At 72.9% G+C, this 24,572-nt stretch carries 21 protein-coding genes and 2 pseudogenes; 11 read left to right on the forward strand and 12 right to left on the reverse strand.

The genetic code is table 11. The features are described 5' to 3' along the window. Positions 1-27 precede the first annotated feature (27 nt). The 3 genes from ACMTAK_RS46030 to ACMTAK_RS46040 form a co-directional block, all read right to left on the reverse strand. Complete coding sequence (locus tag ACMTAK_RS46030) at positions 28-1,059, reverse strand: hypothetical protein (protein WP_413811662.1); 1,032 nt, start codon at positions 1,057-1,059, stop codon at positions 28-30. 582 nt (positions 1,060-1,641) lie between these two features. Continuing rightward, positions 1,642-2,148: a DinB family protein gene (locus ACMTAK_RS46035; RefSeq protein WP_413811663.1), complete on the reverse strand. Its 507-nt coding sequence runs from the start codon at positions 2,146-2,148 to the stop codon at positions 1,642-1,644. Positions 2,149-2,189: 41 nt separating this feature from the next. Then, complete coding sequence (locus ACMTAK_RS46040; protein WP_413811664.1) at positions 2,190-2,867, reverse strand: TetR/AcrR family transcriptional regulator; 678 nt, start codon at positions 2,865-2,867, stop codon at positions 2,190-2,192. 86 nt (positions 2,868-2,953) lie between these two features. Between ACMTAK_RS46040 and ACMTAK_RS46045 the strand changes: the two genes are divergently transcribed. Together ACMTAK_RS46045 and ACMTAK_RS46050 are read left to right on the forward strand one after the other, a co-directional pair. Continuing rightward, on the forward strand, positions 2,954-4,153 hold the full coding sequence (locus tag ACMTAK_RS46045) for an FAD-dependent monooxygenase (RefSeq protein WP_413811665.1): 1,200 nt from the start codon (positions 2,954-2,956) through the stop codon (positions 4,151-4,153). Between the two features lie 23 nt (positions 4,154-4,176). Then, a complete protein-coding gene (locus ACMTAK_RS46050; RefSeq protein ID WP_413811666.1) occupies positions 4,177-5,142 on the forward strand; it encodes a Gfo/Idh/MocA family protein in 966 nt (321 codons plus the stop codon). On the opposite strand, the gene lnt is transcribed toward ACMTAK_RS46050, so the two are convergent. The 3 genes and pseudogenes from lnt to ACMTAK_RS46065 form a co-directional block, all read right to left on the reverse strand. Continuing rightward, on the reverse strand, positions 5,054-6,646 hold the full coding sequence (lnt, locus tag ACMTAK_RS46055) for an apolipoprotein N-acyltransferase (RefSeq protein WP_413811667.1): 1,593 nt from the start codon (positions 6,644-6,646) through the stop codon (positions 5,054-5,056). The two genes, ACMTAK_RS46050 and lnt, sit on opposite strands and share 89 nt — an antisense overlap. Positions 6,647-6,732: 86 nt before the next feature. After that, a complete protein-coding gene (locus ACMTAK_RS46060) occupies positions 6,733-9,204 on the reverse strand; it encodes a SpoIIE family protein phosphatase (RefSeq protein WP_413811668.1) in 2,472 nt (823 codons plus the stop codon). A gap of 337 nt (positions 9,205-9,541) precedes the next feature. Beyond that, a pseudogene (locus ACMTAK_RS46065) lies at positions 9,542-9,682 on the reverse strand (sugar ABC transporter substrate-binding protein); the annotation flags it as partial. A gap of 119 nt (positions 9,683-9,801) precedes the next feature. On the opposite strand from ACMTAK_RS46065, the gene ACMTAK_RS46070 reads away from it, so the two are divergent. The 4 genes from ACMTAK_RS46070 (at position 9,802) to aspA (ending at position 14,603) form a co-directional block, all read left to right on the forward strand. Further along, the gene (locus ACMTAK_RS46070) at positions 9,802-10,557 is read left to right on the forward strand and encodes a FadR/GntR family transcriptional regulator (protein ID WP_413811669.1); all 756 of its coding nucleotides are present in this window, start codon (positions 9,802-9,804) and stop codon (positions 10,555-10,557) included. Next, positions 10,554-11,993 (forward strand): amino acid permease, encoded by a 1,440-nt coding sequence (locus ACMTAK_RS46075; protein ID WP_413811670.1) that lies wholly within the window; start codon positions 10,554-10,556, stop codon positions 11,991-11,993. The genes ACMTAK_RS46070 and ACMTAK_RS46075 overlap by 4 nt, the downstream gene beginning before the upstream one ends. Positions 11,994-12,110: 117 nt before the next feature. Then, the gene (locus tag ACMTAK_RS46080) at positions 12,111-13,145 is read left to right on the forward strand and encodes an asparaginase (RefSeq protein ID WP_413813199.1); all 1,035 of its coding nucleotides are present in this window, start codon (positions 12,111-12,113) and stop codon (positions 13,143-13,145) included. A gap of 42 nt (positions 13,146-13,187) precedes the next feature. Beyond that, the gene (gene aspA / locus ACMTAK_RS46085) at positions 13,188-14,603 is read left to right on the forward strand and encodes an aspartate ammonia-lyase (RefSeq protein WP_413811671.1); all 1,416 of its coding nucleotides are present in this window, start codon (positions 13,188-13,190) and stop codon (positions 14,601-14,603) included. Here aspA and ACMTAK_RS46090 read toward each other — a convergent pair. Together ACMTAK_RS46090 and ACMTAK_RS46095 are read right to left on the reverse strand one after the other, a co-directional pair. Continuing rightward, positions 14,586-15,887, reverse strand: a complete 1,302-nt coding sequence (locus ACMTAK_RS46090; RefSeq protein WP_413811672.1) for a GAF domain-containing protein — start codon at positions 15,885-15,887, stop codon at positions 14,586-14,588. The two genes, aspA and ACMTAK_RS46090, sit on opposite strands and share 18 nt — an antisense overlap. Before the next feature lie 136 nt (positions 15,888-16,023). Then, a pseudogene (locus tag ACMTAK_RS46095) lies at positions 16,024-16,902 on the reverse strand (SpoIIE family protein phosphatase); the annotation flags it as partial. A 198-nt stretch (positions 16,903-17,100) separates the two neighbouring features. Between ACMTAK_RS46095 and ACMTAK_RS46100 the strand changes: the two are divergent. The 3 genes from ACMTAK_RS46100 (at position 17,101) to ACMTAK_RS46110 (ending at position 18,917) form a co-directional block, all read left to right on the forward strand. Next, entirely contained in the window at positions 17,101-17,598 is a 498-nt protein-coding gene (locus ACMTAK_RS46100; protein ID WP_413811673.1) for a molybdopterin-dependent oxidoreductase, read from the forward strand. Between the two features lie 10 nt (positions 17,599-17,608). Then, positions 17,609-17,944 (forward strand): molybdopterin dinucleotide binding domain-containing protein, encoded by a 336-nt coding sequence (locus ACMTAK_RS46105; RefSeq protein WP_413813200.1) that lies wholly within the window; start codon positions 17,609-17,611, stop codon positions 17,942-17,944. Positions 17,945-18,014: 70 nt separating this feature from the next. Continuing rightward, positions 18,015-18,917 (forward strand): SCO4651 family lipoprotein, encoded by a 903-nt coding sequence (locus ACMTAK_RS46110; RefSeq protein WP_413811674.1) that lies wholly within the window; start codon positions 18,015-18,017, stop codon positions 18,915-18,917. A gap of 39 nt (positions 18,918-18,956) precedes the next feature. On the opposite strand, the gene ACMTAK_RS46115 is transcribed toward ACMTAK_RS46110, so the two are convergent. The 4 genes from ACMTAK_RS46115 to ACMTAK_RS46130 all read right to left on the reverse strand — a co-directional run bounded on the left by ACMTAK_RS46115 (position 18,957) and on the right by ACMTAK_RS46130 (position 23,081). After that, positions 18,957-19,205, reverse strand: a complete 249-nt coding sequence (locus ACMTAK_RS46115) for a DUF5133 domain-containing protein (RefSeq protein ID WP_413811675.1) — start codon at positions 19,203-19,205, stop codon at positions 18,957-18,959. 112 nt (positions 19,206-19,317) lie between these two features. Continuing rightward, positions 19,318-20,844, reverse strand: a complete 1,527-nt coding sequence (locus ACMTAK_RS46120; protein WP_413811676.1) for an FAD-dependent oxidoreductase — start codon at positions 20,842-20,844, stop codon at positions 19,318-19,320. Between the two features lie 70 nt (positions 20,845-20,914). After that, on the reverse strand, positions 20,915-21,445 hold the full coding sequence (locus ACMTAK_RS46125) for a hypothetical protein (protein ID WP_413811677.1): 531 nt from the start codon (positions 21,443-21,445) through the stop codon (positions 20,915-20,917). Between the two features lie 181 nt (positions 21,446-21,626). After that, a complete protein-coding gene (locus ACMTAK_RS46130; RefSeq protein WP_413811678.1) occupies positions 21,627-23,081 on the reverse strand; it encodes a serine hydrolase domain-containing protein in 1,455 nt (484 codons plus the stop codon). Between the two features lie 197 nt (positions 23,082-23,278). On the opposite strand from ACMTAK_RS46130, the gene ACMTAK_RS46135 reads away from it, so the two are divergent. Both ACMTAK_RS46135 and ACMTAK_RS46140 read left to right on the forward strand, forming a co-directional pair. Further along, positions 23,279-24,355, forward strand: a complete 1,077-nt coding sequence (locus ACMTAK_RS46135; RefSeq protein WP_413811679.1) for an enoyl-CoA hydratase/isomerase family protein — start codon at positions 23,279-23,281, stop codon at positions 24,353-24,355. Positions 24,356-24,434: 79 nt separating this feature from the next. Beyond that, complete coding sequence (locus ACMTAK_RS46140; RefSeq protein WP_413813293.1) at positions 24,435-24,560, forward strand: hypothetical protein; 126 nt, start codon at positions 24,435-24,437, stop codon at positions 24,558-24,560. The last annotated feature ends 12 nt before the right edge of the window (positions 24,561-24,572 follow it).

A 24,572-nucleotide genomic window follows, 5' to 3' on the forward strand; every position in this document is an offset into this window, starting at 1 on the left:
TCTCCAGATGCAGGTGCGGCGGCGGGATCAGTAGTCGACGAGCCGGCCCGCGGTGACGACGTCCTGGTCGTCGACGGAGACGGTGCAGCCGCGCATGGCGATGTCGACGTGCGCGTACGATTCGCGCTCGAGTACGGGGTGAGGTCCGGTGGACCACAGGAAGTTCCCGGCGAACGCCCGCGCGTCCATGCCCATCAGCTCTTCCTTGCCGTACAGGGCGGTGGCGAACCAGTCGGCGGTGCGCATCAGGCCCCAGCCCATATGGGACAGGCTGCGTCCCCATTCGTCGTCCGCGTCGTCGAAGAAGGTGTTCAGCAGGTGGGCCTCGGCGCCACCGGACACCTTCTCGATGTTTCCGCCCGCGATCTCCAGAGTGACCGGCTGACGTACGTACTCCTTGAACGGCAGCAGGATGTCGCCCTCGGAGAGCACGATCCGGCCCTCGGAGAACCGCGGCCAGCACAGGACCATGGTGCTCGGCCAGTGGTCCCAGCGGCCCGGGTCGTCGGCGAAGCCCACCTGGAACTCCGGCTTGGCGCCCGGCAGTTCGACGGTCAGGTCGGTGCCGGCCTCGGAGGTCACCCGCATGACGGACGCGCTCTTCAGCAGGTTGACGCCCTTGACCACTTCCGCCTTGTCCTCCGGCTTGGGCAGATTGCGGACGAGTACGTCGGGGGCGTCGCACACGAAGAGGATGCGGGTGCCCGTCCGCATGATCTCCTGCTGGAGCGGGGCGTGGATGAAGCCCTCCCGGGTGAGGTCCACGACGAGGTCGGCGGCCTTGAGCAGGTCCTGCGCGGCGGTGTCGCCGAGCACCGCGCTCAGGCCGGGTCCGGCACCGGTGCGGGTGCTGTCCGAAGGCGACGGATTGCCGCCGGGGACGGTGGCGGCGATGACATGCGCGCCGCAGGCTTTGGCCGCGCCGAAGGCGGCCGCCACGTAGTCGCCTCGGCTGGTGGGCTCGGACAGGACGACGACGTGCTCATCGGGCTTGAGCTTGCACAGCTTCAGCTCCTGGGTGAACGCGTCGAGCAGGTCAACGGAGGTGAGGTCGAGCATGTCTCGCTCCTGGGGAGGGGGAAGGTGGCAGACGGCGATCGCACGGTCCGGGCAGGCGTAGGGGTATAGATCCAGCCATGCGGCCAGGTGGCTTCATGGGGAGACGCGGGTCTCACGGACGCCGCCGACGCAATTAATCCGAACGCGTACGATCTGGGTCTGGCAAGGGGTTCGGCCGAACTTTTTTGTGATCAACCCGCCTCCCGGGGTGGCTGCGGAGGGCGGAACAACGCTGCTGACCTTGTATTTTCCCCAGGTGTCGGCCGTCTTTCCCGGCTTCACGAAGATGAACGAAAGATGGTTGCGGCTGACGCGATGCCTTGCGCCGAGAGTTCGTACGTGCTCGGATGGTTTCTGTTCACATCCGGATTGCGCGCCCCGGGCTGCCTGGCGATGGCTGGTTCTCGGCGGCGCGCCGCCTCCAAGGAGGGCTCCGATGGTCATCCCCCGCGTCCCTCGGCGCACCGTCGTCGCGATGTATGTCGCCCAGTCGCGCTACCGCACCTGCCCGGCGTCCTCGCGGGAACACATGAGGGCCGGCCGCAGGGCATCGGCCCTGCGGCCCCGTCTGAAACAGCGCCACTAGTCGCCGGTGACGCCGTCGATCCGCTCGCGGATGAGGTCGGCGTGGCCGTTGTGGCGGGCGTACTCCTCGATCATGTGGAGGTAGATCCAGCGCAGGTTGTAGTCCCCGCGGGCGGGACGGCTGACCACGTCGTCCAGGGAGCGGCCCGCGGCGGCCTCCTTGGCCTTGGCGATCTCCTCCCGCCAGATGGCGAAGGCGGCGTCCGGGGTGTCCTCGTCGGTGAGGTGGAAGTCCCCGTCCGGGTCCTCCTCGCTGTACCAGATCGGCGCTATGTCCTGCTGGGCGAGCACCCGGCGGAACCAGCTCCGCTCGACCTCGGCCATGTGCCGTACGAGGCCGAGCAGGGTCAGCCCGGACGGCGGCGCCGACGCCTCGCGCAGCTGCTTGTCGTCCAGCCCCTCGCACTTGAGGGCGAGGGTCGCGCGGTGGAAGTCCAGCCACCCCTCCAGGCTGGTACGTTCATCGGCGGTCCGGGGCGGATCGGGACGTTCTGTTGTTGTCATGGCGGTCATGATGGCGGCGCCGTCGCCCGGCCCGCCACGCGTTATTCGTCCAGCATCCCGCGCAGCAGCTCCCCGAACCCGGTGCGCAGCGCCGCGCGGTCGGGTACGGCGTCGTGGTCGGCGCCCGCGGCGCAGCTGAACATCAGCCCCTCGCACCAGGCCACCAGCGACCGCGCGTGCCGCCGGGGCTCGGTGGAGCCCAGCGCCGTCATCATCGCCTCGAGCGGCTCCCGGAAGCCGCGCCCCGTGGCGTCGTAGAACTCCCGCAGCTCGGGGCGGCGGGTCGCCTCCAGCGCGAGCTCGTAGCGGGCGATCAGCAGATCGCGCTGGGTGGTGAGCGAGCGGTGCAGGGCGAGCGCGAGCGCGTCGGCCAGCGCCGCGACCGGATCGGTTCCGTCCGGTGCCGCGCCGGCGGGGCCCGGCATCTCGTCGGGCGCCAGCACCTCCGCCTCCCGCTGGGCCAGCCGCCGGACCGCCGCCTTGAGCAGGGCGGCGCGGGTCCGGGCGTGGTTGGAGGTCGAGCCGAGCGGCAGCCCGGCCGCCTCGTCCACCGCGCGGTGCGTCAGCCCCCGCATCCCGCGCTCGGCCAGCAGCGCCAGCGCGGTGTCGGCGATCAGCTCGGCGCGGGACGCTCCGGACGCGGAGGCGGACGGGGCGGCGCCGGAAGCGGAGGCGGACGGGGCGGCACCGGAAGCGGAGGCGGGTCGATCAGCGGTCATGGGGTCAACCTAAGCCCATCCGCCACTCGCACTACGGATGTAGTAACGTAAAGGAGTACTACACCTGTAGTGTCCTTGGAGGAGTCATGCGGCAGCCCCGTGCCGTCGTCATCGGTGCCGGAGTCGGCGGGCTCACCGCCGCCGCGGCCCTGCACCGCCGCGGCTGGTCCATCACCGTCCTGGAGCGGGCCGCCCGCCTCGAGCCGGTCGGCGCCGGAATCTCGCTCGCCCCCAACTCCCAGCGCGCCCTGGACGCCATCGACCTCGGCGACGACGTGCGCGCGCTCGCCGCCTGGCAGGGCGGCGGCGGACTGCGCACCCCCGGCGGCCGCTGGCTCTCCCGGATGGACAGCGCCACGACGGCCGAGCGCTTCGGCGGCCCGCTGGTCCTCCTCCACCGGGCCACCCTCGTCGACCTGCTCGTCTCCCGGCTGCCCCAGGGCGTGGTCCGCACCGGGACCGCCGCCCGGCTGGCCGACCCCGGCGCCGCCGGCCGCCCGGCCCGGGTCACCACCGAGGACGGCGACCACGAAGCGGACCTCGTCATCGGCGCCGACGGCATCGACTCGGCCGTCCGCCGCACGCTCTTCCCGGACCACCCCGGGCCCCGCTACGCCGGATTCACCACCTGGCGTGTCGTCATCCCCGCCCCCGACCGGCCGTTCGAGCCCCATGAGACCTGGGGGAGGGGCCGGATCTGGGGCACCCAGCCGCTGAGGGACGGCCGGGTCTACGCCTACGCGGCGGCCGTCGCCCCGCCCGGCGGCCGGGCCCCGGACGACGAGCGGTCCGAACTGCTGCGGCTCTACGGCGAGTGGCACAGCCCCATTCCCGACGTCCTCGCCGCCGTCGCGCCCCAGGACGTGCTGCGCCATGACATCCGGTACATGGCCGAGCCCCTGCCCGCCTACCACCGGGGCCGGGTCGCCCTCCTCGGCGACGCCGCCCACGCGATGGCCCCCACCATGGGGCAGGGCGGCAACCAGGCCATCGAGGACGCCGTCGTCCTCGCCCACCATCTGGCCGCCGAGATCATCGACCCCTCCGCCGCGCTGGCCGCCTACACCCGAGACCGGCTGCCCCGCACGATGGACGTGGTGCGCCGCTCGGCGCGCACCGCCCGCATGATCACCCTCACCAGTGCCCCCGCCGTCGCCCTCCGCGACGCCGCGATCGCCGCCGTCGGCCGCCTCGCCCCCGGTCTTGCCCTCCGCTCCTTCGACGGCATCGCCGACTGGCGTCCGCCCACCCCCACGTATCCTGCGGGGGCACAGCGGAAGGCATGATCGGAAGAGACCGGGGAGAACACATGAGGGTCGGCTGTGTCGGGCTCGGCGACATCGCGCAGAAGGCGTATCTGCCCGTGCTGATGGCCCGCCCCGGCCTGGAGCCGCATCTCCACACCCGTACCCCCGCCACCCTCCGGCGGGTCGCCGACACCTATCGGGTCCCGGACGCCCAGCGCCACGCCGACCTGGACTCGCTGCTCGCGGCCGGGCTCGACGCGGCCTTCGTGCACGCCCCGACCGACACCCACGCCGACCTCGTCACCCGGCTGATCGAGGCCGGGGTGCCCACGTACGTGGACAAGCCGCTCGCGTACCACCTCGCCGACAGCGAGCGGCTCGCGCGGCTCGCCGAGGAGCGCGGGGTGAGCCTCATGGTCGGCTTCAACCGGCGTTACGCACCCGGCTACGCCCAGTGCCTGGACCATCCGCGCGATCTGATCCTGCTCCAGAAGAACCGCGTCGGCCTCGCCGAGGACCCGCGCACCCTGGTCCTGGACGACTTCATCCACGTGGTGGACACGCTGCGCTTCCTCGCGCCCGGGCCGGTGGACCACATCGATGTGCGCGCCAGGGTCCGCGGCGGGCTGATACACCATGTGCTGCTGCAGCTGTCCGGGGACGGGTTCACCGCGCTCGGCGTGATGAACCGGATGAGCGGCTCCGCCGAGGAGGTCCTGGAGGTCTCCGGCCAGGACACCAAGCGGCAGGTGCTCAACCTCGCCGAGGTGGTCGACCACAAGGGTCAGCCGAGCGTGCGCCGCCGGGGCGACTGGGTGCCGGTGGCGCGTCAGCGCGGGATCGAGCAGATCACCGACGCCTTCCTGGACGCGGTGCGCTCCGGGCGGCGGATCGGCGCCGAGGACGCGCTGCGCACCCATGAGCTGTGCGAACGGGTCGTCAGGGACGCCCTGGAGTCGGCTGGTCCGTCCGCTGGTCTGCCGGTCGCCCCGGCCTCCGGTCCGACGGGCGGTCCGTCCGCCGTCTGAGCGCCCGGCCCCCCTCGGCCGCGCAGAAGACGGCGAGCGCCGTCATCCCCCCGTACACCGGCCAGGGCCCGATCCGCACATACGGGCTGGTGCCCTGCCCCAGCGGCACCGTGTAGACGGTGGCCGCGCTGGTGCCGGTGGACATCCGGGGGCCCACCGGCTCGCCGCGCGGCCCGAACACCGCGCTCTCCCCGGTCAGCGTGGCGTGCACCATCGGCCGCCAGGTCTCGGCGGCCCGCAACGCGGCCAGCGAGGCGTGCTGCTCGGGCGCCCAGCTCCCCTGGAAGGTCGAGGTCGAGGACTGGACGACGAGCATCCGCGCCCCCTCCCGCGCCAGGGTCCGGCTCATGTCCGGGAACGCCGACTCGAAGCACACCAGCGGCCCGATCCGCAGGGAACCGGGGAGGTTCATCACCACCGGCTCGGTGCCCCGGTGGCGGTCCTCACCGGCCGCCTTGCCCACCGAGGTGGCCCAGCCCAGCAGCGGCCGGGCCGGGATGTACTCCCCGAAGGGGACCAGCCGCATCTTGTCGTAGCGCTGCCCCACAGGACCGTTCGGCCCGATCAGCACCGAGCTCTTGTAGATGCCGGGCATATCGCCGCGCCGCGCGTCCACGTTGACCAGCAGATCCGCGCCGACCGTCCGGGACAGCGCGGCCAGCCGCCCGCGCAGCTCCGGATGGGTGGTCAGATCCTGGGCGACGCTGCTCTCGCCCCACACCACCAGGTCGACATCGCGGCCGGCCAGCTGCCGGGTCAGCTCCGCGCTGCGCTCGAAGCGCGGCCCCGGCCCCTGGATGACCCCCGGCTGCACCACCGCGATCCGCGCCGTCCCGGGCTCCTTGGCCTGGGGCACCCAGGCCCATGCCCCGGCCGCCGCGGCGCCGCACGCGGCGAGCCCGGCCAGCGCCACCGTACGGGCCCGGGCCACCGCGATCAGCACGGTCACCGCCACATTCACCAGGACCAGCAGAAATCCGAGCAGCCAGACCCCGCCCACCGAGGCCAGCCGCAGCGCGGGCGCCACCTGCCACTGGCTCGCGCCCAGCAGCCCCCAGGGCCCGCCGAGATACTCCCAGGACCGGGCCAGCTCGGCCATCAGCCAGACGGATGGCAGCAGTACCAGCGCCGCCGCCACCCGCCCGGACCCCGGGTGGCCGTGCAGCAGCCGGTGCGTCAGCCACCCCCAGGGCACCCACAACAGCCCCAGCAGCAGTGCCAGAAGCACGATGAACACATGCAGGCTCGGCATCAGCCAGTGGTGTACCGCGAGCAGGAACCCGGCGCCGCCCAGCCACCCGTCCCGCATCGCCCGGCGGCCGGTGGGCGCCGAGCGCATCAGCAGCAACCAGGGCACCAGGGCCACATACGCCCACCACCACAGCGAGGGCGCCGGAAAGGCCAGTGCGGGCAGCGCGCCCGCCGGCAGCGCCATCGCGCCCCGCCACCACGGGGAGGCCAGCCGCCGCCCCCACAGATCCTCGCCGCCGACCGGCCTCCGCACCTCGGATGCCCCCCTCCTGTTGGCACAGGGCCAGTGTGCGGGAGTCAGCCGATCATGAACAGGGCGGGGGCGTACCGGAGCGTGCTTCATGCCGATTCCGGGAGATCGTGTTCCGGGAGGTCTCGTTCGGGGAGGTCTTGTTCGGCCCAGATGAGCTTGCCGCCCTCGGTGTAGCGGGTGCCCCAGCGGCGGGTCAGCTGGGCGACGAGGAACAGCCCCCGGCCGCCCTCGTCGGTGGTGCGGGCATGGCGCAGCCGCGGCGAGGTGCTGCTGGTGTCGGTGACCTCGCAGATCAGCACGTCGTGCCGGATCAGCCGCAGCCGGATCGGGCCGGTTCCGTGGCGGATGGCGTTGGTGACCAGCTCGCTGACGATCAGTTCCGTGGTGGTCATCAGCTCGTCAAGACCCCACTCGGCGAGCTGGCGTATCGCCAGCGAGCGTGCGCTGGCCACGACGGCCGGATCGGAGGGCAGGTCCCAGGAGACGACGTGGCCGGTGCCCAGACCGTGGGTACGGGCCAGCAGCAGGGCCACGTCGTCGGTCTGCGGGGAGGTCAGCAGGGTGTCGACGACCGTGCGGCAGAGCTCCTCCAGCGGCATTACGGCCTGGCCGAGGGCGTTGCTCAGCCGGCTGAGACCGACGTCGATGTCCTGGTCGCAGGTCTCGATGAGCCCGTCGGTGTAGAGGGCGATCAGGCTTCCGGCGGGCAGCTCCAGCTCCGCCGACTCGAACGGCAGCGACCCCAGGCCCAGCGGGGGACCGGCGGGCAGCGCGGGGAAGGTGACCTCGCCCGAGGGGTCCACGATCGCGGGGGTCGGGTGGCCCGCCCGCGCCATCGTGCACCGTCGGGTGACCGGGTCGTAGATCGCGTACAGACAGGTGGCGCCCATCACAGCGGCCGCCACGCCCTCCTGCCCGGCCTCCTCCTCGGTGAGCCGGATGACCAGGTCGTCGAGGTGGGCCAGCAGCTCCTCGGGCGGCAGGTCCATGTCGGCGAGCGTGTGCACGGCCGTCCGCAGCCGCCCCATGGTGGCCGCGGCGTTGATGCCGTGACCGACCACATCGCCGACCACCAGCGCCACCCGGGCGCCGGACAGCGGGATCACATCGAACCAGTCGCCGCCGACCCCGTTGCGCGCGTCCGTGGGCAGGTAGCGCGAGGCCACCTCGACGGCCTGGCCGCCGCTCAGGGCGTGCGGCAGCAGACTCCGCTGGAGGGCCAGCGCGGTGGCGCGCTCACGGCTGTAGCGGCTGGCGTTGTCGATGTTCACGGCGGCCCGCGCGACCAGCTCCTCGGCGAGCAGCAGATCGTCCTCCTCGAACGGATCCGGATGGTCGGAGCGGACGAACGAGGCCACGCCCAGGACGGCGCCGCGGGCGCAGATCGGGACCACGATCAACGAGCGCATCCCGAATTCGCGCACCTTCCGCGTCCGGTCCGGGTCCTCGCCGCTCCACGCTTCCAGGGCGACGTCCAGCTCCGGATCCAGCACCGCCTCTCCCTCGAGGAAGCTGCAGGCGAAGGGCGACGCCGGGGAGATGGTGATCGGATCACCGCGCGCCGCGATGGACTCGGGGCAGCCCTGGTGGATGGACGCCTGGCCGGCGCGCCGGAAGGGTGGGATGGCCCGGGGATGCCGCGCCGAGGGCTCCTCGCCGCGCAGGACGGACTCCAGCAGATCCACGGTGACGAAGTCGGCGAGCCTGGGCACCGCGAAGTCGGCCACCTCCTGCGCGGTGCGCATGACGTCCAGCGTGCTGCCGATCTGCTCGCTGGCCTCGTTGAGCAGCGCCAGCCGCTCCCGGGCCCGCCAGCGGTCGGTGACGTCGATGACCATGTGGCACACGGCCACCGGGCGGCCCTCGGCGTTGTCCAGCCGGAAGAACGAGGTCGAGTACGCGTGCTCGCGGTGGGGCTCGGCCATCGTCCAGCCCCGGTACTCGTAGTCGATCACCGGCTCGCCGGTCTTCAGCACCTCCCGCAGCTGCGCCTCGAGCGCCTCGGTGTCCAGCCCCGGCAGGCACTCCGCCATCCGGCGCCCTATCCGCTGCTCACGGGGCAGCCCGCCGTAGCGCTCCAGCGTGTCGTTGAGCCACACATACCGCAGATCCGGGCTGAGCACGGCGATCCCGACCGGCGACCGGGTGAGGAACGCCTGGAGCAGTGAGCCGCTGAGCACCCAGGTCGGGATGGAGCCCACATCGATCCCGGAGACCAGCCAGGAGACCTCGCCGTCCGGGTCGCGCATGGCGGAGATCCGCAGCCCCACCTCGATCCGGCGGCCGTCCCGGTGCCGGAGCCGGCCCAGACCGCCCCAGCCGTCGTGCTCCTGGCACCACGAGCCGATCGCCTCGGCCTCCGCCGCGTCCTCCGGCGCCGCCAGCAGCATCCTGGCCGACTGCTTCATCGCATCCGCCGCCGGATAGCCGAGAAGTCTCTCCGCCGCCGGGGTCCAGCCGATGATGGTCCCCGTGGCGTCGATCAGCGCCGAGGCCGCATCCGCCATGTCGAACGGGACATGCGTCTCGGTCGGCGCGATTCCCTGGGGGATGGCCATCGCACCCGTCCTATCCGCGGATACATTTCCCTTAATACTATGACTCCTGCGGCTCCCTGATGGTGAGCCGTGCGACCACGAGCGCGGCGCCCCGCCGATCGCGTACACCGCGCGGCCGTGCCGGTGGTGGCGCGGCAGGAACCCGGCGGGCGCGAAGCACAGCGCCGTCAGCCACACCGAGATCGGCACCCCCAGCCAGTCCAGGGTCGCGTTAAGAAGTCCGGCAAGTCCGCCGAGTACGCCTCCAGCGCGTTCCGGTTCCGGGCAGGGGAAGCTGACCCCCGGGCACGAGCGGCACGATCGCGCCCGCGCCCAGCGCAACCTCGAGGTGAGGAAGTCAAACCCTGTTGCCCCACAGGGAGCGGTCGTCGACATTGGCCCGGGTCACCAGCGGGGCGGGCAGCTGGTCCTCCAGATTGCCGCCGGGCAGCCGGACGATGGTGCTGCCGTGGCCGGTCGGCCCGGCCCTGAAGGGCTTCTTGGGGGCATGGGGTCTCCGGCATTCAGGGCGAATACCCCATATCAACACAGAACGGTCGACAAGGAGGGGAAGGCCGACCCTTGACAACCCTCCGGTGTACGCCTGAGGATCACCGCGTGAACTTGTCAGACAGCCAGACAGGTGGTTCCGGATTCGCCGCCCCGCGTCGCGTCAGCGCGATGGAAGCGGTTCTCCACCACCTCCGGGAAGCGATCGAGCGCGGCGATTACGCGGTGGGGGACAAACTCCCCTCCGAGGCCGAGCTCTGCCGACGCCTGGAGGTGAGCCGGCCGGTGCTCCGCGAGGCCCTCAGGGCCTTGCAGACCATGGGGCTGACCGCCTCACGCACCGGCAAGGGCACCTTCGTCATCTCCAGCGGTCCGGTGGAGGACCCCACCTTCGGCGACTACGCCGCGAGCGACCTGCTGGAGGTGCGCCGGCACATCGAGATCCCGGTGGCGGGCTACGCGGCCCAGCGCCGCTCCGCCGAGGACCTCGACCACCTGTCCCATCTGCTGGAGCGGATGGAGCGGGAGACCGACACCACCGCGTGGGTGGCGATGGACACGCTGTTCCATCTCGCCGTGGCCCAGGCGGCCCGGAACCCGGTCTTCCGGCGGGTCATCGAGGAGATCCGCGATGCCCTGGCCCGGCAGTCGGCATTTCTCAACGAACTCGGCGGCCGCCGCGAGCAGTCGAACCGGGAACACCGGGCGATCGTCGAGGCGCTCGCCGACGGGTCCGAACACGACGCGGTGGAGGCCATGTCCCACCACCTCGAACGCGTGGAGACCACCCTGACCTCCATCGTGCGGCCCGCTGCGGCGGACAGCCGGACGACAGCACCGACGGAAGGCGGACAGCAGGCGTGAGCGAGCAGTCCCTCCGGCAAGAAGACCGCCAACAGCACCAGGCCGGGACCCCCGCGCATGTGGACGCGGGCGACGCCGGTTACAGCAAGTCCCTCAAGGCCCGGCACGTCAACATGATCGCCATCGGCGGCGCCATCGGCACCGGCCTCTTCCTCGGCGCCGGCGGGCGGCTCAAGGACGCCGGGCCGTCGCTGGCCCTGGCGTACGCGGTCTGCGGCGTCTTCGCCTTCCTGGTCGTGCGGGCCCTGGGCGAGCTGGTGCTGCACCGGCCCTCCTCCGGCGCGTTCGTCTCCTACGCCCGTGAGTTCCTCGGCGAGAAGGGCGCCTTCGTCGCGGGCTGGATGTACTTCCTGAACTGGGCCACCACCGGGATCGCCGACATCACGGCCGTGGCGACGTACACCCACTACTGGGGGATGTTCACCGAGATTCCGCAGTGGGTGATCGCCCTGATCGCGCTCGCCGTCGTGCTCACGGTCAATCTGATCTCGGTGAAGATCTTCGGTGAGCTGGAGTTCTGGTTCGCGATCATCAAGGTCGGCGCGCTCGTCGTCTTCATGGCGATCGGCATCTTCCTGCTGGTCACCCGCGAGCAGGTGGCCGGTGGCAGCACCGGGCCCAGCCTGATCACCGAGCACGGCGGCGTCTTCCCGCATGGTGTGCTGCCGATGCTGCTGGTCATCCAGGGCGTCGTCTTCGCCTACGCCTCCGTGGAACTGGTCGGCGTGGCCGCGGGCGAGACCGAGAACCCCGAGAAGATCATGCCCAAGGCGATCAACTCCATCATGTGGCGTGTGGGCCTGTTCTACGTCGGCTCCGTGGTGCTGCTCTCGATGCTGCTGCCCTCCGGCTCCTACTCGGGCGACGAGAGCCCGTTCGTCACCGTGCTGTCCAAGATCGGCGTGCCGGCGGCCGGTGGCGTGATGAACCTCGTCGTGCTCACCGCCGCGATGTCCAGCCTCAACTCCGGGCTGTACTCCACCGGCCGGATCCTGCGCTCGATGGCGATGTCCGGCTCCGCGCCCAGGTTCACCGGCGCCATGAGCCGCACCCATGTGCCCTACGGAGGCATCCTGCTCACCTCCTTCTTCTGTGTGCTGGGCGTGGGCCTGAACTATGTGATGCCGAGCAAGGCGTTCGAGATCGTGCTCAACTTCGCCGCCATCGGCATCCTCTCGACCTGGGCCATGATCATGCTCTGTCATCTGCTGTTCTGGCGGCGCGCCCAGGCCGGCCAGATCAGCCGCCCCGGCTACCGGCTCCCCGGCTCTCCGTACACCGAGATCGTCACCCTGGGCTTCCTCGCCTCCGTACTCGTCCTGATGTGGGCGGACGGCGGCGCCAGCCGACTGACCGTCATGGCGCTTCCGGCGATCCTGGCGGTGCTGGTCATCGGCTGGTACGCGGCCCGCAGCCGGATGAAGGACCCCTCGTGAGCCCATATTGAGGAATCGTTTCTCCACGCGGCCGTACCACCCCCGGACGCCCTCTCCCTCCACCACCACCCGGAGGAATCCCACCCCGTGAACACCCCCGACCACGAGAGCACCACCATGAACACCCCCCTCGGACGGACCGACGACGCGACCCGCCGCACCCCGGCCGAGCCCCCCGCCATCCGTGAACCCCGCCATGTGCCGCTCGCCCATGTGGTGCGCGGCGGGGCCATCGAGGGCGTCCACCACGGCTCGGTCGTCGTCCTGGCCGCCGACGGCCGGGTCGCCTTCCGGGCCGGCGACATCGACGTGGCCTTCTACCCGCGCTCCGCGCTCAAGCCCGTCCAGGCCGTCGCCCTGCTGCGGGCCGGGCTGCCGCTGGACGGGGAGCTGCTGTCGCTCACCGCCGCCAGCCACTCCGGCCAGCCGCGCCATCTGGACGGCGCCCGCCGCATCCTCGACCGGGCCGGGCTCACCGAGGCCGACCTGCGCAACACCCCGGACCTGCCGTACGGCGCCGCCGAGCGCGAAGCCTGGCTGCGCGACGGCGGCGAGCCCACCCGGCTCGCCCAGAACTGCTCCGGCAAGCACGCCGCGATGCTGCTCACCGCCCAGCTGCGCGGCTGGCCGCTGAAGGACTACCTCGACCCGGCCCATCCGCTGCAACGGATGATCGCCGAGACCGTGGCGGACCTCACCGGGCAGGGCATCGCCCGGGTCTCGGTCGACGGCTGCGGCGCGCCGCTGTTCTCCGTCTCCCTGCGCGGGCTCGCGACGGCCGCCGCCCGGATCGCCTCCGGCGCCATGGACACCCCCGAGGGGCGGGTGGCGGCCGCCCTGCGCGCCCACCCGGACATGGCGTCCGGCACCGACCGGGACGTGGCCCGGCTGATGCGCGCCGTACCGGGCCTGATCGCCAAGGACGGTTTCGAGGGCGTGCAGATCGCGGCGCTGCCCGACGGCCGGGCCGTCGCCGTGAAGATCGCCGACGGCGCGGACCGCGCCCGGATGCCGGTGACCGCCGCGGCGCTGGCCCACTGCGGGATCGACCCCGGTGCCCTCGCCGAGTTCGCCACCACACCCGTGTACGGCGGCGGGGCCGCCGTCGGCGGTGTGCACCCCACCGACGTCCTGGCCCCGCCCACCGCCTGACCCCGCCCACCCTCACGATTGAACCGAGGAAGACCGCACACCATGAGCGCCACCGGCCAACGCCGCGAACACGACCTGCTCGGCGACCGCGACGTCCCCGCCGACGCCTACTGGGGCATCCACACCCTGCGCGCCGGCGAGAACTTCCCCATCACCGGCACCTCCATCTCCGCCTATCCGCACCTGATCAGCGCCCTGGCCGCCGTCAAGGAGGCCGCCGCCCGCGCCAACGAGGATCTCGGGCTGCTCACCTCGAAGAAGGCCGACGCCATCGCGGCCGCCTGCCAGGAGATACGCCGGGGCGCCCTGCACGACCAGTTCACCGTCGATGTGATCCAGGGCGGCGCCGGGACCTCGACCAACATGAACGCCAACGAGGTGATCGCCAACCGGGCGCTGGAACTCCTCGGCCACGAGAAGGGTGACTACGCCCACCTCCACCCCAACGAGGACGTCAACCTCAGCCAGTCCACCAACGACGTCTACCCGACCGCCGTCAACGTCTCCACGATCATCGCCGTCCGGGAGCTCCACACGGCCATGGAGACGCTGCGCCAGGCGTTCGCCGCCAAGGCCGAGGAGTTCCGCGACGTCCTGAAGATGGGGCGCACCCAGCTCCAGGACGCGGTGCCCATGACGCTGGGCCAGGAGTTCTCGGCGTACGCCGTGATGCTGGAGGAGGACCAGAGCCGGCTGCTGGAGGCCGCCACCCTGGTGCACGAGATCAACCTCGGCGCGACCGCCATCGGCACCGGCCTCAACGCCCCCAAGGGCTACGCCGAGGCCGCCCGCCGCCATCTCGAGGCCATCACCGGACTGCCGCTGGTCACCGCCGCCAACCTGGTGGAGGCCACACAGGACTGCGGCGCGTTCGTCCATCTGTCGGGCGTCCTCAAGCGCATCGCCGTCAAGCTCTCCAAGAGCTGCAACGACCTGCGGCTGCTCTCCTCGGGCCCGCGGGCCGGGCTCAACGAGATCAACCTGCCCCCGGTGCAGGCCGGTTCCAGCATCATGCCCGGCAAGGTCAACCCGGTGATCCCCGAGGTGGTCAACCAGGTCGCCTTCGAGGTGATCGGCAACGACGTCGCCATCACGATGGCCGCCGAGGCCGGACAGCTCCAGCTCAACGCCTTCGAGCCGATCATCCTGCACTCCCTCTCGGAGAGCGTCACCCATCTGCGCGCCGCCTGTCTGGTGCTGGCCGAGCGGTGCGTCGCGGGCATCACCGCCAACACCGAGCGGCTGCGCACCTCAGTGGAGAACTCCATCGGCCTGGTCACCGCGCTCAACCCGTACATCGGCTACGGCGCGGCCACCAGCATCGCCAAGGAGGCCCTCGCCACGGGCCGCGGCGTGGCCGAACTCGTCCTGGAGAAGGGCTTGCTGCCCGCCGACCGCCTGGCCGAGGTGCTCCGGCCGGAGGAGGTGGCCGGTCAGCCCTCAGGGCTCCGTTCGTAGTCGGACGACCCCCGGGGCCGAGCTGTGGGGGAGCAGTTCGGTGGGGTGGTCCGGGCCCGCCACGTCGATGCGGACGCTGTCGGCGATGCGGTAGGGGCGGTGTGCCAGCACCGCCCCTACGCGTCCGCGCAGCCGGGACATCGCGGCCCGTACGGTCACCGTCCGCGTGGGGTCCCCGAACAGGTCATGGGCCAGCTGGGCCGCCGTGCGCCCCTCGGGGTGCATGGCGAGCACCAGCAGCACCTCGGCCTGGCGGGCGCTGAGTTCATGGGTCCAGGTGCCCGAGGGGCCCGAGAACGTCAGGGTCCAGCGGTGCGGATGGCGCACGTCCAGCAGCAGATCGCCGCAGCCGGCCGGACCGCCCCCTTCGGAGGTGTCGCCGTCCAGCACCCGCAGCAGATGGCCGCCGGGCAGCGGCTCCACCGCGCACGCGCCGAGCGCCGGGAGCCACACCGGCCCATCGCACGGCGCCTTCGGCAGCGACAGCCGGCGCTCGCGCGGGGTCACCCCGGTGACCGCGGCGATCCAGCCGTGCTGATCGACCACCACGGCCTTGCCGTGGATCCGTGCCAGCAGCGGCGCGGCGACCGCGCGCAGGCCCTCCAGCTCCCGGCTGTGGGCGAGGCGCAGCTCGCCCTCGGCCCACCGGGCGGTCGCGGTGACCAGGGAGAGCACCGTCGGATGAGCGGTCCCAGCGGGGCCGCTGACGTCGATGACGCCCAGCAGCCGTCCGTCGCGCGGGTCGTGGACCGGGGCGGCGGCGCAGCTCCAGGTGTGGAAGGCGCTCACGAAGTGCTCCGCCGAATGCACCCGTACGGGGGACTTGACGGCGAGCGCGGTGCCGATTCCGCTGGTCCCGACGACGTCCTCGGCCCAGTGCGAACCCTCCACGAGCGCGATGCCGTCGGCCTGCCGACGCACCCCCCGATGGCCGTCGATCCACAGGATCCGGCCCTCCGCATCGGCGATGATCATGATGTGCGCGGCCGCCTCCGCCGCCTCCAGCAGCCCGTCCCGCAGGGTGGGCAGCACCTCGGCCAGCCGGGTCTGCCGCCTCCGGCGCTCCAGTTCGTCCAGGCCCAGCGGCCGTGGCGCGCGGCCGTGATCGGGGTCGAGGCCCAGGCGCAGCATCCGGTCCCAGGAGGCGCCGATCACCGGGCGGGCGGGCAGCGGAAGCCGTCCCCGGCTCAGCGCCGCCTCGCGGATCACCGCCATGAGACGGGCCGATTCGGCGGGGCTCAGCGCGGCCAGGGGACTGGCGTCGCGTGGGTGCTGGGTAGACATGGATGGCAGCCTTCAGCCTCTGCTGGGCGGGGCTTCGTTGCTCCGCGATTGTAGTGAAGAGGTGCGGCGGGGGCTGCGGTCGTGAAGCCGGGAGAGACGGCGGCGACGATATGCGAAGCCCACGGGGGCATGGCTCCTACAGGGCGGGCACGGCCAGTTCGGCCCGGATGGTCTTGCCCGTGGCGGTCTGCCGGGTGCCCCAGCTCTCGGTGAGCCGGGCCATCAGCAGCAGTCCGCGGCCGCCCTCGTCGAAGGCGCGGGCCCGGCGCGGATGCGGCGCGGTGGCGCTGCCGTCGGAGACCTCGCAGATCAGGGCCCGGTCATGGATCAGACGCGGCCTGATGGGCGGGGGCCAGCGAGCAGCGGCGGGAGACCGGGTCGTAGACCGCGTACAGACAGGTGGCGCCGACCTGCGCGTTGGTCACCCCCACGGCCTCCGCCGCGTCCACGGCCTCCCCGAGTCCGCACCCTCGTTGTCGTTCTCGCTCTCGTCCGACGGATGGTTGATCAGATCGTCCAGATGGGTGAGCAGCTCATCGGGGGCGAGATCGACGTCGGCGAGGGTGCGTACCGCCGTCCGCAGCCGCCCCATGGCCCCCGACGCCGGTACGCCATGGCCCACCACATCGCCGACGACCAGGGCGACCCGCGCGCCCGACAGCCGGATGACGTCGAACCAGTCGCCGCCCACCCCGGACCGTGAGTCGGCCGGCCGATAGCTGGAGGCGACCTTCACGGCGGCGCTCGGCGGGAGGGTGCGCGGCAGCAGACTGCGCCGGAGGGCCAGCGCGGTGTGCCGCTCGTGGGTGTACCGCCGGGCGTTGTCGACGCAGACGGCGGCCCTGGCCGTCATCTCCTCGGCGAGCAGCAGATCGTCCTGCTCGAACGGCTGGGGGCGGCGATGCCGGGAGAAGGTGGCCACGCCGAGGGTGGTGCCGCGGGCCCGCATCGGGACGGCCATCGTCGAATGGAGCCCGAACCGGCGGATCGAGCGCGGTGCGGACACCCATGTACGGGTGTCCTGGGACGAGGCGATCGCCCTCCTGGTCCTCGGCCAGGACGGCTCCGCTCCCAAGACCCCGCGGTGGGCCGAGGCGATCTGCGGCATCCCCGCCGCCCGGATCGCCGAACTCGCCCGTGAGCCGACCCGGCACCGGACCATGATCTCCCTCAGCTGGTCCCCGCAACGCGCCCACCGCGGTGAGCAGCCCCTGTGGGCGGGGATCGCCCTGGCCTGCCTGCTCGGCCAGATCGGGCTGCCCGGCGGCGGCTTCGGCCATGGGCACGGAGTCACCGCCGGCGTCGGCGCCGGCACCCGCCCGTACCGGCTGCCCACCCTCGACCAGGGCACCAACCCCGTCCCGGTGGCAACCCCTTCCACCACCACCAGGACCTGGCTCGGCTGCGCCGCGCCTTCGGCCGCCCGGACACGGTCGTCGTCCATGAGCCGTACGGGACGGCCACCGCCCGCCACGCCGATGTGGTGCTGCCCGCCACCACCACCCTGGAACGCGACGACATCGGCGGCGCGAGCCAGGACGCGGCGCTCATCGCCATGCACCGCGTCGCCGACCCGGTCGGCGAGGCCCGCGACGACAACACCACACCCTCTGCGCCGGTTTCCGCGCCGACCCCGGCGCCCGTCCGCTGGCCACCCCGAGCGGCCGCATCGAGCTGGCCTCGGCGACCATCGCCTCGTACGGCGCCGTGAGCCGGTCCGGCTGCATCCGCGGGACGCCGGGACGCCGGGGCGCTGGGACGCCGGGGTGCTGGGGCTGGGCGACGGCGATGTGGTGCGGATCCGCGGCGCCGTCGGAAGCTGCCTGGCCGGAGTGCGGATCAGCGACGCGGTACGCCCCGGGGTGGCCCAACTCGCCACCGGCGCCTGGTGGGACCCCTCGGCCCCCGAGGTGGCCACCTGCGTCCACGGCAACCCCAACGCCGTCACCCACGACATCGGCACCTCGCGGCTGACCCAGGGCTGCACCGGACAGCTCACCCGCGTCGCCCTCGAACGCCACGACGGCCCCCTGCCCCCGGTCCGCGCCCACGGGTAGCTGTCGGCGTCTGCTGGTACTCTCCCGGATCACGGCGAAACGAACAGAAGTTCTGCAAGGGGTGGGGTTTATGGCCATGGTCGTACATGGGGGACATGGCAGGGGTGCCCGTGCGGCCGGTGCCGTGCTCACCGCCGTACTGCTCTGCGGCGGCGCGGTCGGCTGCGGATCGTCCGGGGCGGACGGGAAGCCCGAGGGCAAGGCGGGGGAGAAGTCCTCGGAGCGGGTGCGGCCGGCCCCGGCGGCGGCCGTGCGCGCGGCCGCCGAGAAGAGCGAGAAGCTCACCTCGTTCCGCTACCGGATGAGCGGCCGCACCCCCGCGGACGGGCGGATCGAGGGCGAGGCGGCGATGAGCACCAAGCCGGTCGCCGTCAGCATGAAGATGCGCGCGGTCGGCCAGGGCGCCGACGCGGCGGTGGAGATCCGGATGGTCGACGGGGCGATGTACCTCGACGGGGGCAAGGAGGCCGCCGCCGGGCTGGACGGCAAGACCTGGCTCAAGCTGGACCTCGGGGCGCTGGGCGAGAAGGCCGCCGGCGCGCTCGCCGGCGGTTCGCTCTCCCGCCAGGCCGACAAGAACCCGGCCGACGAGTCGGCCTTCCTCTCCGGCGCCGACGATGTGAAGCGGGTCGGCGAGGAGACCGTCGACGGAGTGCGCACGACGCACTACCGGGGTGCCATCAGCCTCCGCCAGATGCGCGCGAGCCTGAAGGACGAGGACGCGGCGACCCGCGAGCGCCGGGAGAAGAACCTCAAGGCGTACGAGGGAATGGGGATCGACCGGCTGTCCATGGACATGTGGATCGACCCGGACGGCCACACCAAGCGGTTCCGCGTCCGAGGCGAGGGGGACAAGGGCCCGCTCGACATGACCATCACCTTCTCGGCCCTCAACGAGCCGGTCACGGTGAAGGCGCCGCCGGCGAACCAGACCATGGACCTCTCCGAGCTGGCGCGGGGGGCCGAGGGCTGACCCGGCGGGGCGGCCTCACCTGTGGGCGGCGCGGCGGGCTCAGGCACCCGGTGTGCCCGCCCCGGCCGTGAGGGCCGAGTCGTCCTCCACCCGTGCGCCGGGCAGCCGGTGCCGGGCGGCGATGAGGGCCGCGTCCACATCCCGCGTCCCGGTGGAGACGCACAGGGTGTAGGCGAGGTCGTCCATCCGCTGCCGTACCTCGGCGCCGCCCGATTCGGCGTGCAGCGTCCGCAGCGTCTCGTACTGCTCGATGAGGTTCTGAAGTACGACCGGGTGGGCCATCAGCACGGCAAGTGGTCCTTTCTCAGCCGACGGGTTGACGCCAGGCGTGTACCCCCGTGGCCGGGCGCCATGTACGTGTTCCACGTAACAGACCGCAGGGGGGATCGGACGCCGCGGGTCAGAGGTCGCGCCGCTCCAGGGGCTGGTTGGCCGGGCCCTGGAGCACCCGGCCGTCAGTGCCGAAGCGGGAGCCGTGGCAGGGGCACTCCCAGGCCCGCTCGGCGGCGTTGAACGCCACGAGACAGCCCAGATGGGTGCACCGGGCCGAGACCGCGTGAGCTGTGCCGTCCCCGTCCCGGTAGACGGCGCAGCGCCGCCCCTCCAGGCGGACCACGGCCCCGGTGCCCGGGGCGATCCGGTCGACCGAGGCGGCGCCCGGGGTGCTCAGCCGGTCGCCGACGAAATGCTTCCCGACGTGGAACTGGTGGCCGAGCAGCGCCGGGGCCTCGCGCAGCGCGGTCCCCAGCCGCCGGGGGTCGTACAGCCCGGCCCACTCCGGCCGCTCACCGCCGATGAGCGCGGTGAGCAGCCGGCCCGCCATGATGCCGCCGCTCAGGCCCCAGCCCGCGAAGCCCGTCGCGACATAGGTGTGGCGCGCGCCGGGGTGGAAGGGGCCGACCAGCGGCACGGTGTCGGTCGGGTCGTTGTCCTGGGCGGCCCAGCGGTGGGTGATCTCCACGCCGGGGAAGCGCTCCCGGGTCCAGTCCGCCAGCCGCTCGAACCGCTCGGCGGTGTCCCCGGTGCCGGGGGTGAAGCTCTCTCCGGTCACGATCAGCAGCCGCTGCCCGTCGCCGTACGGCGCGGTGCGCACCGACCGGGTGCGCTGGTCCGGGGTGATGTACGCGCCCCGCGGATCCCGGTCGGCGGGAAGGGGACCGGCCACCACGAGTTCGCGGCGCGGCGAGAGCCGGGCGAACAGCAGCGCCCGGTCGAACACCGGGTAGTGGGTGGCGATCACCACGTCCCCCGCCGTCACCACCGCCCCGCCCTCCGTGGTGACCCGGCAGGGGGCGCCCTCCTCCAGGCCGGTGGCGCGGGTGTGCTCATGGATCCGCCCGCCGCGGGCGCGCAGATCCTCGGCGAGCCCGAGGAGGTAGGTACGCGGATGGAACTGCGCCCCTCCCTCGACCCGGACCGCGCCCGCGACCGGGAAGGGCAGCCCGGTCTCCGTCACATACGAGGCGGCCAGCCCCGCCTCGCTCGCGGCGTCCGCCTCGGCGCGCATGGTGTCCGCGCGCGCCGGGTCCTCGGTGTAGGTGAAGGCCGGGACGCGCTCCAGATCGCAGTCGATACCGAGCTCGGCGGCGATCGCCACCGCCCGCTCGACGGCCTCGGACTGCGACCGCGCGTACATCCGCGCGCCCTCCGGCCCGCGGGTGTGCCGCAGCCGGTCGTAGATGAGCGAATGCAGCGCCGTGAGCTTGGCCGTGGTGTGGCCGGTGACGCCCGCGGCGATCCGGTCCGCCTCCAGCACCGCCACCCGGTGCCCGGCGCGGGCCAGCTCCCACGCGGTGCTCAGGCCCGCGATCCCGGCGCCGATCACGGCGACATCGACCTCCAGGTCCTCGGTGAGGGCCGGGTGGGCGGTGCCGGGCGGGGCGGTGTCCATCCAGTACGACTCGGGGGCGCCGGGAAGTTTCGTCATCGTCCCCGAGTGCCCACCGGCGCCCGCCTGAAGCGGATGGGGCGGGTGCGGCGGGCGAACCGGCCGCCGGCTACACCGGGCCCTCGGCCGCGATCAGCGCCGAGGCGGCCCGGGAGTGCAGCGAGTCCAGGGTGGTGAGCTGCTGCCCGGCCCGCTCCAGCAGCTCCGCGAGGCGGCCCGTCTGCAGCCGGGTGTCATGGACGGCCACCGCGAGCAGTGAGCGCCACAGCAGCGCCTTGCCCCCCACACCCATCCGGAGCGCCTCCAGCCCCACCAGCGTGTTCACCCCGGTGCGCCGCCGCGGCCGGCTGCCCGGCGTCAGCCGCGCCGTGCGCTCGGCCGCCCGCGAAGCGCGGAGCTTGCCGCGGCGGACGGGGACGTCGAGCGAGGCCATGCACCACAGCAGCGACCTGCGGTCCTGGACGAACTCCGCGGTGAGCCCCGCCAGCTCGCCGCCGTAGGCCGAGCGCCGGTGTCTGCGATGCATCCGGCGGGCCAGCCCGACCGCTGCCGTGGCGGCCACCAGATGGTCGTTGAGGTAGATCCCGAGCCACGGCGGCGCGTGGATGCCGCCGGAGCGGGTCGCGGCCGGTACAGCCATGGTCGTCCTCCCGACGCCGGGCCCCGAGCAGCGCTGTCAGGACCCCGACGGGTACCCGCCGGAAGGACTCCGAAGAGACGGCCGCCGCGGAGCCGCTGCGCGGACCGCGATCCGCCGCGAGGGGGCCCGGCCCGGGGGTGCCCCGGACCGGGCCACACCTTGGCCGGACGGGCGGAACGAGTCAACGCGGCCCCGGCGCGCGCATGGCGTGCAGCGGTCCGCGGTGCAGCGGCGTCGTGCGCCACCGCGCGGTGAAGACGCGTTCCGCGAGGGAGCAGGTGACCACCAGGTGGTGCGGGGTCTCCAGGAACGCGATGTCCACGGTCAGCGTGTCCAGGTCCGTCCAGCCCCCGCTCACCGCCGTCGGAACCGGCGCCTCCGGCCCGGCGTGCACCCGCCACCCCGCGCCGTCGAAGCCCAGGTCCAGCCGGCCCGCCCGCTCGGCCAGCGAGACGGCCCAGCCGCCGGAGCCGTCCTCGGCCACGGTGACCCCGGTCAGGGTCGGCTGGTCCGCGCAGACGCCGCCTTCGGGGGCGAACTCCGCACCCGACCAGGCGTCTGGGTCCGTGAGCGGCGCGGGCTTCGCCGCCAGCGGCGGCAGGGCGAGCCGGGACAGCCGCCGCTCCAGCGCGGCGTCCTCGTCCTCGCGGCCGGTGAGCGGCGCGTCGCCGAACGCGGGCAGCAGATGCTCCCAGACCGCGTCCAGGACGGCCTGCATCCGCTCGGTGTCCGCCGTGGTCGCGATCACCACATCGTGCTCGGGCAGCACCAGGCAGAACTGCCCGTACGCCCCGTCGCCCCGGTATCCGTGCCGGGACATCCAGAACTGGAGCCCGTACCCCCGCCGCCAGTCCGGCCCCGAGCCGCCTGCCATGGGCTCCTCGGTCGGGATCCACAGCCGGGTCGCGTCCTCGACCCAGGAGGCCGGAAGCAGCCGTTCGCCCTCCCACTCACCGCCCCCCAGATACAGCAGCCCCAGCCGGGCGATCGCGTCGGTGGCCGCGAACAGCCCGCTGAAGCCGAGGTCGCGCCCGGCCGGCACCTGGAGCCAGGCCGTCTCGCCGATGCCCAGCGGATCGAACAGACGCGGCCGCAGATACTCCGTCAGCGACTGCCCGGTCACCCGCTGGACGATCGCGGCGAGCGTGTACGTGGCGGGCTGGTTGTACGCGAAGACGGTGCCCGGCGCGCGATCCGGCGGCACCCGCAGGAAGCCGCGCACGGGCTCCTCCGGGTCCAGCCCGAACGCCCGCTCCAGCGTCTCCCCGAGGTGTCCGCTGGCCATGGACGCGACATGGCGTACGAGCATGGCGCGGCTGCCCGGGTCGGTGATCTCCGCCTCGAATTCGGGGAAGTACGAGATCACGGGAGCGTCGAGGTCCAGCAGCCCCTCGGCGGCGGCCAGCCCCGCCGCCGTGGAGGTGAAGCTCTTGCTGAGGGAGTAGAGCAGATGCGGCCGCTCGGCGGTGTACGGCGCCCACCAGCCGGAGGCGATCAGCCGGCCGTGGCGCAGGATCATCAGACTGTGCGGCTCGATGTCCGGCGCGCCCTCGATGGCGTCGAGGAAGGCGTGGACGCCCCGCGCGTCCACACCCTCGGCGGCGGGGGTGCTGGTGGGCAGCGGATGAGCACTCATCAGACGGGTCCTCGTGGGGTCAGGGATGGGCTGCGCCAACCCTCCCCGGCGCGGCGGCGGGTGTCCAGAGGGTTTTGTGCCGCTTGGCCGGGCGGAGGGCGCGGCTGTGGCGGGCAGAGGGCTCGTTGAGAGGATCGGCGGTGACGGATCGCCGGTGATCCGCGAACGCACCAGACTCCGGAAGGAACGAACACCTCGTGACCGACTCCGTGACCGATCGCGTGACCGACGACGACGCCGTGCTGACGCGCGTCGAGGGCCGCGCCGGACATCTCACCCTCAACCGGCCCCGCGCCCTCAACGCCCTCACCCATCCGATGGTGACCCGGATCGCCGAGGCCCTCACCGCCTGGGAGCGGGACCCGGCCGTAGCGGTCGTGGTGATCGACGGGGCGGGGGAGCGCGGGCTGTGCGCGGGCGGCGACATCCGCCTGATCCACCAGGACGTGACCTCGGGCGGTGGCGCGGTCTCGCGGGCGTTCTGGCGCGACGAGTACACGCTCAACCTCCGGATCGCCCGCTACCCCAAGCCCTATGTGGCCCTGATGGACGGCATCGTGATGGGCGGCGGCGTCGGGATCTCGGCCCACGGCGGTGTGCGGATCGTCACCGAGCGCTCCCGGGTGGCCATGCCCGAGACCACGATCGGCTTCGTACCGGACGTCGGCGGCACCCATCTGCTGGCCCGCGCACCGGGCGAACTGGGCACGCATCTGGCGCTCACGGGAGCGTCGGTGGGCGCCGCCGACGCCCTGCGCTGCGGGCTGGCCGACCATGTCGTCCCCTCCGGGCAGCTGCCCGCGCTGACCCGGGACCTGGCCGCGGAGCCGGTGGCGGACGTCCTGCCCCGGTATGCCGTCCAGGCTCCGGCCGGGACCCTGGACGGCCACCGGGAGTGGATCGACCAGTGCTATGCGGCGGATACCGTCGAGGAGATCGTGGACCGGCTGATGGCCGTCGGCGAACCGGCCGCCAAGGAGACCGCCGAGGCCCTCCTCGCCAAGTCGCCCACCGCGCTGAAGGTCACGCTGGCCGCCGTCCGCGGGGCCCGGGCGCTCGGCTCGCTGGAGCGGGTCATGGAGCAGGAGTACCGCGTCTCCTGCGCGGCGCTGTCCCGCCCGGACCTCATCGAGGGCATCCGCGCCCAGGTGATCGACAAGGACCGCCGCCCCCGCTGGACCCCGGCGGCCCTCGCCGAGGTCACGGACGCGGAGGTGGCCGGTTTCTTCGTGCCGCCCGCCGACGGTGATCTTCGCCTCGGCGACGCACCGTAGCCGGAGGCTCCGTCGGCGTCGATGGGCGCACCCTTCGGCGTCGACGGTTGAAATAGTGTGCCAAGCGGCACGCCCGTCGATGTCGAGGGTCTCCTCGGCGAGCCACCCCTCCTACACCGGCAACCAGCACGTGGTGGTCGCCGGGCCGGACGCCTGGAGCCGGCTGCCGCACGCCTTCGACGAACTGCTCGACCCGGTCGCCTGACCGGAACGCGGC

It is taken from the genome of Streptomyces lacaronensis (genome assembly GCF_047337785.1).
GTDB classification, from domain to species: Bacteria; Actinomycetota; Actinomycetes; order Streptomycetales; family Streptomycetaceae; genus Streptomyces; species Streptomyces lycopersici.

What these genes read in the sequence shown, in the direction of transcription:
- ACMTAK_RS46030 (WP_413811662.1), bottom strand. Translation starts at nt 1,059, where the DNA reads ATGCTCGACCTCACCTCCGTTGACCTGCTCGACGCGTTCACCCAGGAG.
- ACMTAK_RS46035 (WP_413811663.1), bottom strand. Translation starts at nt 2,148, where the DNA reads ATGACAACAACAGAACGTCCCGATCCGCCCCGGACCGCCGATGAACGT.
- ACMTAK_RS46040 (WP_413811664.1), bottom strand. Translation starts at nt 2,867, where the DNA reads ATGACCGCTGATCGACCCGCCTCCGCTTCCGGTGCCGCCCCGTCCGCC.
- ACMTAK_RS46045 (WP_413811665.1), top strand. Translation starts at nt 2,954, where the DNA reads ATGCGGCAGCCCCGTGCCGTCGTCATCGGTGCCGGAGTCGGCGGGCTC.
- ACMTAK_RS46050 (WP_413811666.1), top strand. Translation starts at nt 4,177, where the DNA reads ATGAGGGTCGGCTGTGTCGGGCTCGGCGACATCGCGCAGAAGGCGTAT.
- ACMTAK_RS46060 (WP_413811668.1), bottom strand. Translation starts at nt 9,204, where the DNA reads ATGGCCATCCCCCAGGGAATCGCGCCGACCGAGACGCATGTCCCGTTC.
- ACMTAK_RS46080 (WP_413813199.1), top strand. Translation starts at nt 12,111, where the DNA reads ATGAACACCCCCCTCGGACGGACCGACGACGCGACCCGCCGCACCCCG.
- aspA (WP_413811671.1), top strand. Translation starts at nt 13,188, where the DNA reads ATGAGCGCCACCGGCCAACGCCGCGAACACGACCTGCTCGGCGACCGC.
- ACMTAK_RS46090 (WP_413811672.1), bottom strand. Translation starts at nt 15,887, where the DNA reads ATGTCTACCCAGCACCCACGCGACGCCAGTCCCCTGGCCGCGCTGAGC.
- ACMTAK_RS46110 (WP_413811674.1), top strand. Translation starts at nt 18,015, where the DNA reads ATGGCCATGGTCGTACATGGGGGACATGGCAGGGGTGCCCGTGCGGCC.
- ACMTAK_RS46120 (WP_413811676.1), bottom strand. Translation starts at nt 20,844, where the DNA reads ATGACGAAACTTCCCGGCGCCCCCGAGTCGTACTGGATGGACACCGCC.
- ACMTAK_RS46125 (WP_413811677.1), bottom strand. Translation starts at nt 21,445, where the DNA reads ATGGCTGTACCGGCCGCGACCCGCTCCGGCGGCATCCACGCGCCGCCG.
- ACMTAK_RS46130 (WP_413811678.1), bottom strand. Translation starts at nt 23,081, where the DNA reads ATGAGTGCTCATCCGCTGCCCACCAGCACCCCCGCCGCCGAGGGTGTG.
- ACMTAK_RS46140 (WP_413813293.1), top strand. Translation starts at nt 24,435, where the DNA reads ATGTCGAGGGTCTCCTCGGCGAGCCACCCCTCCTACACCGGCAACCAG.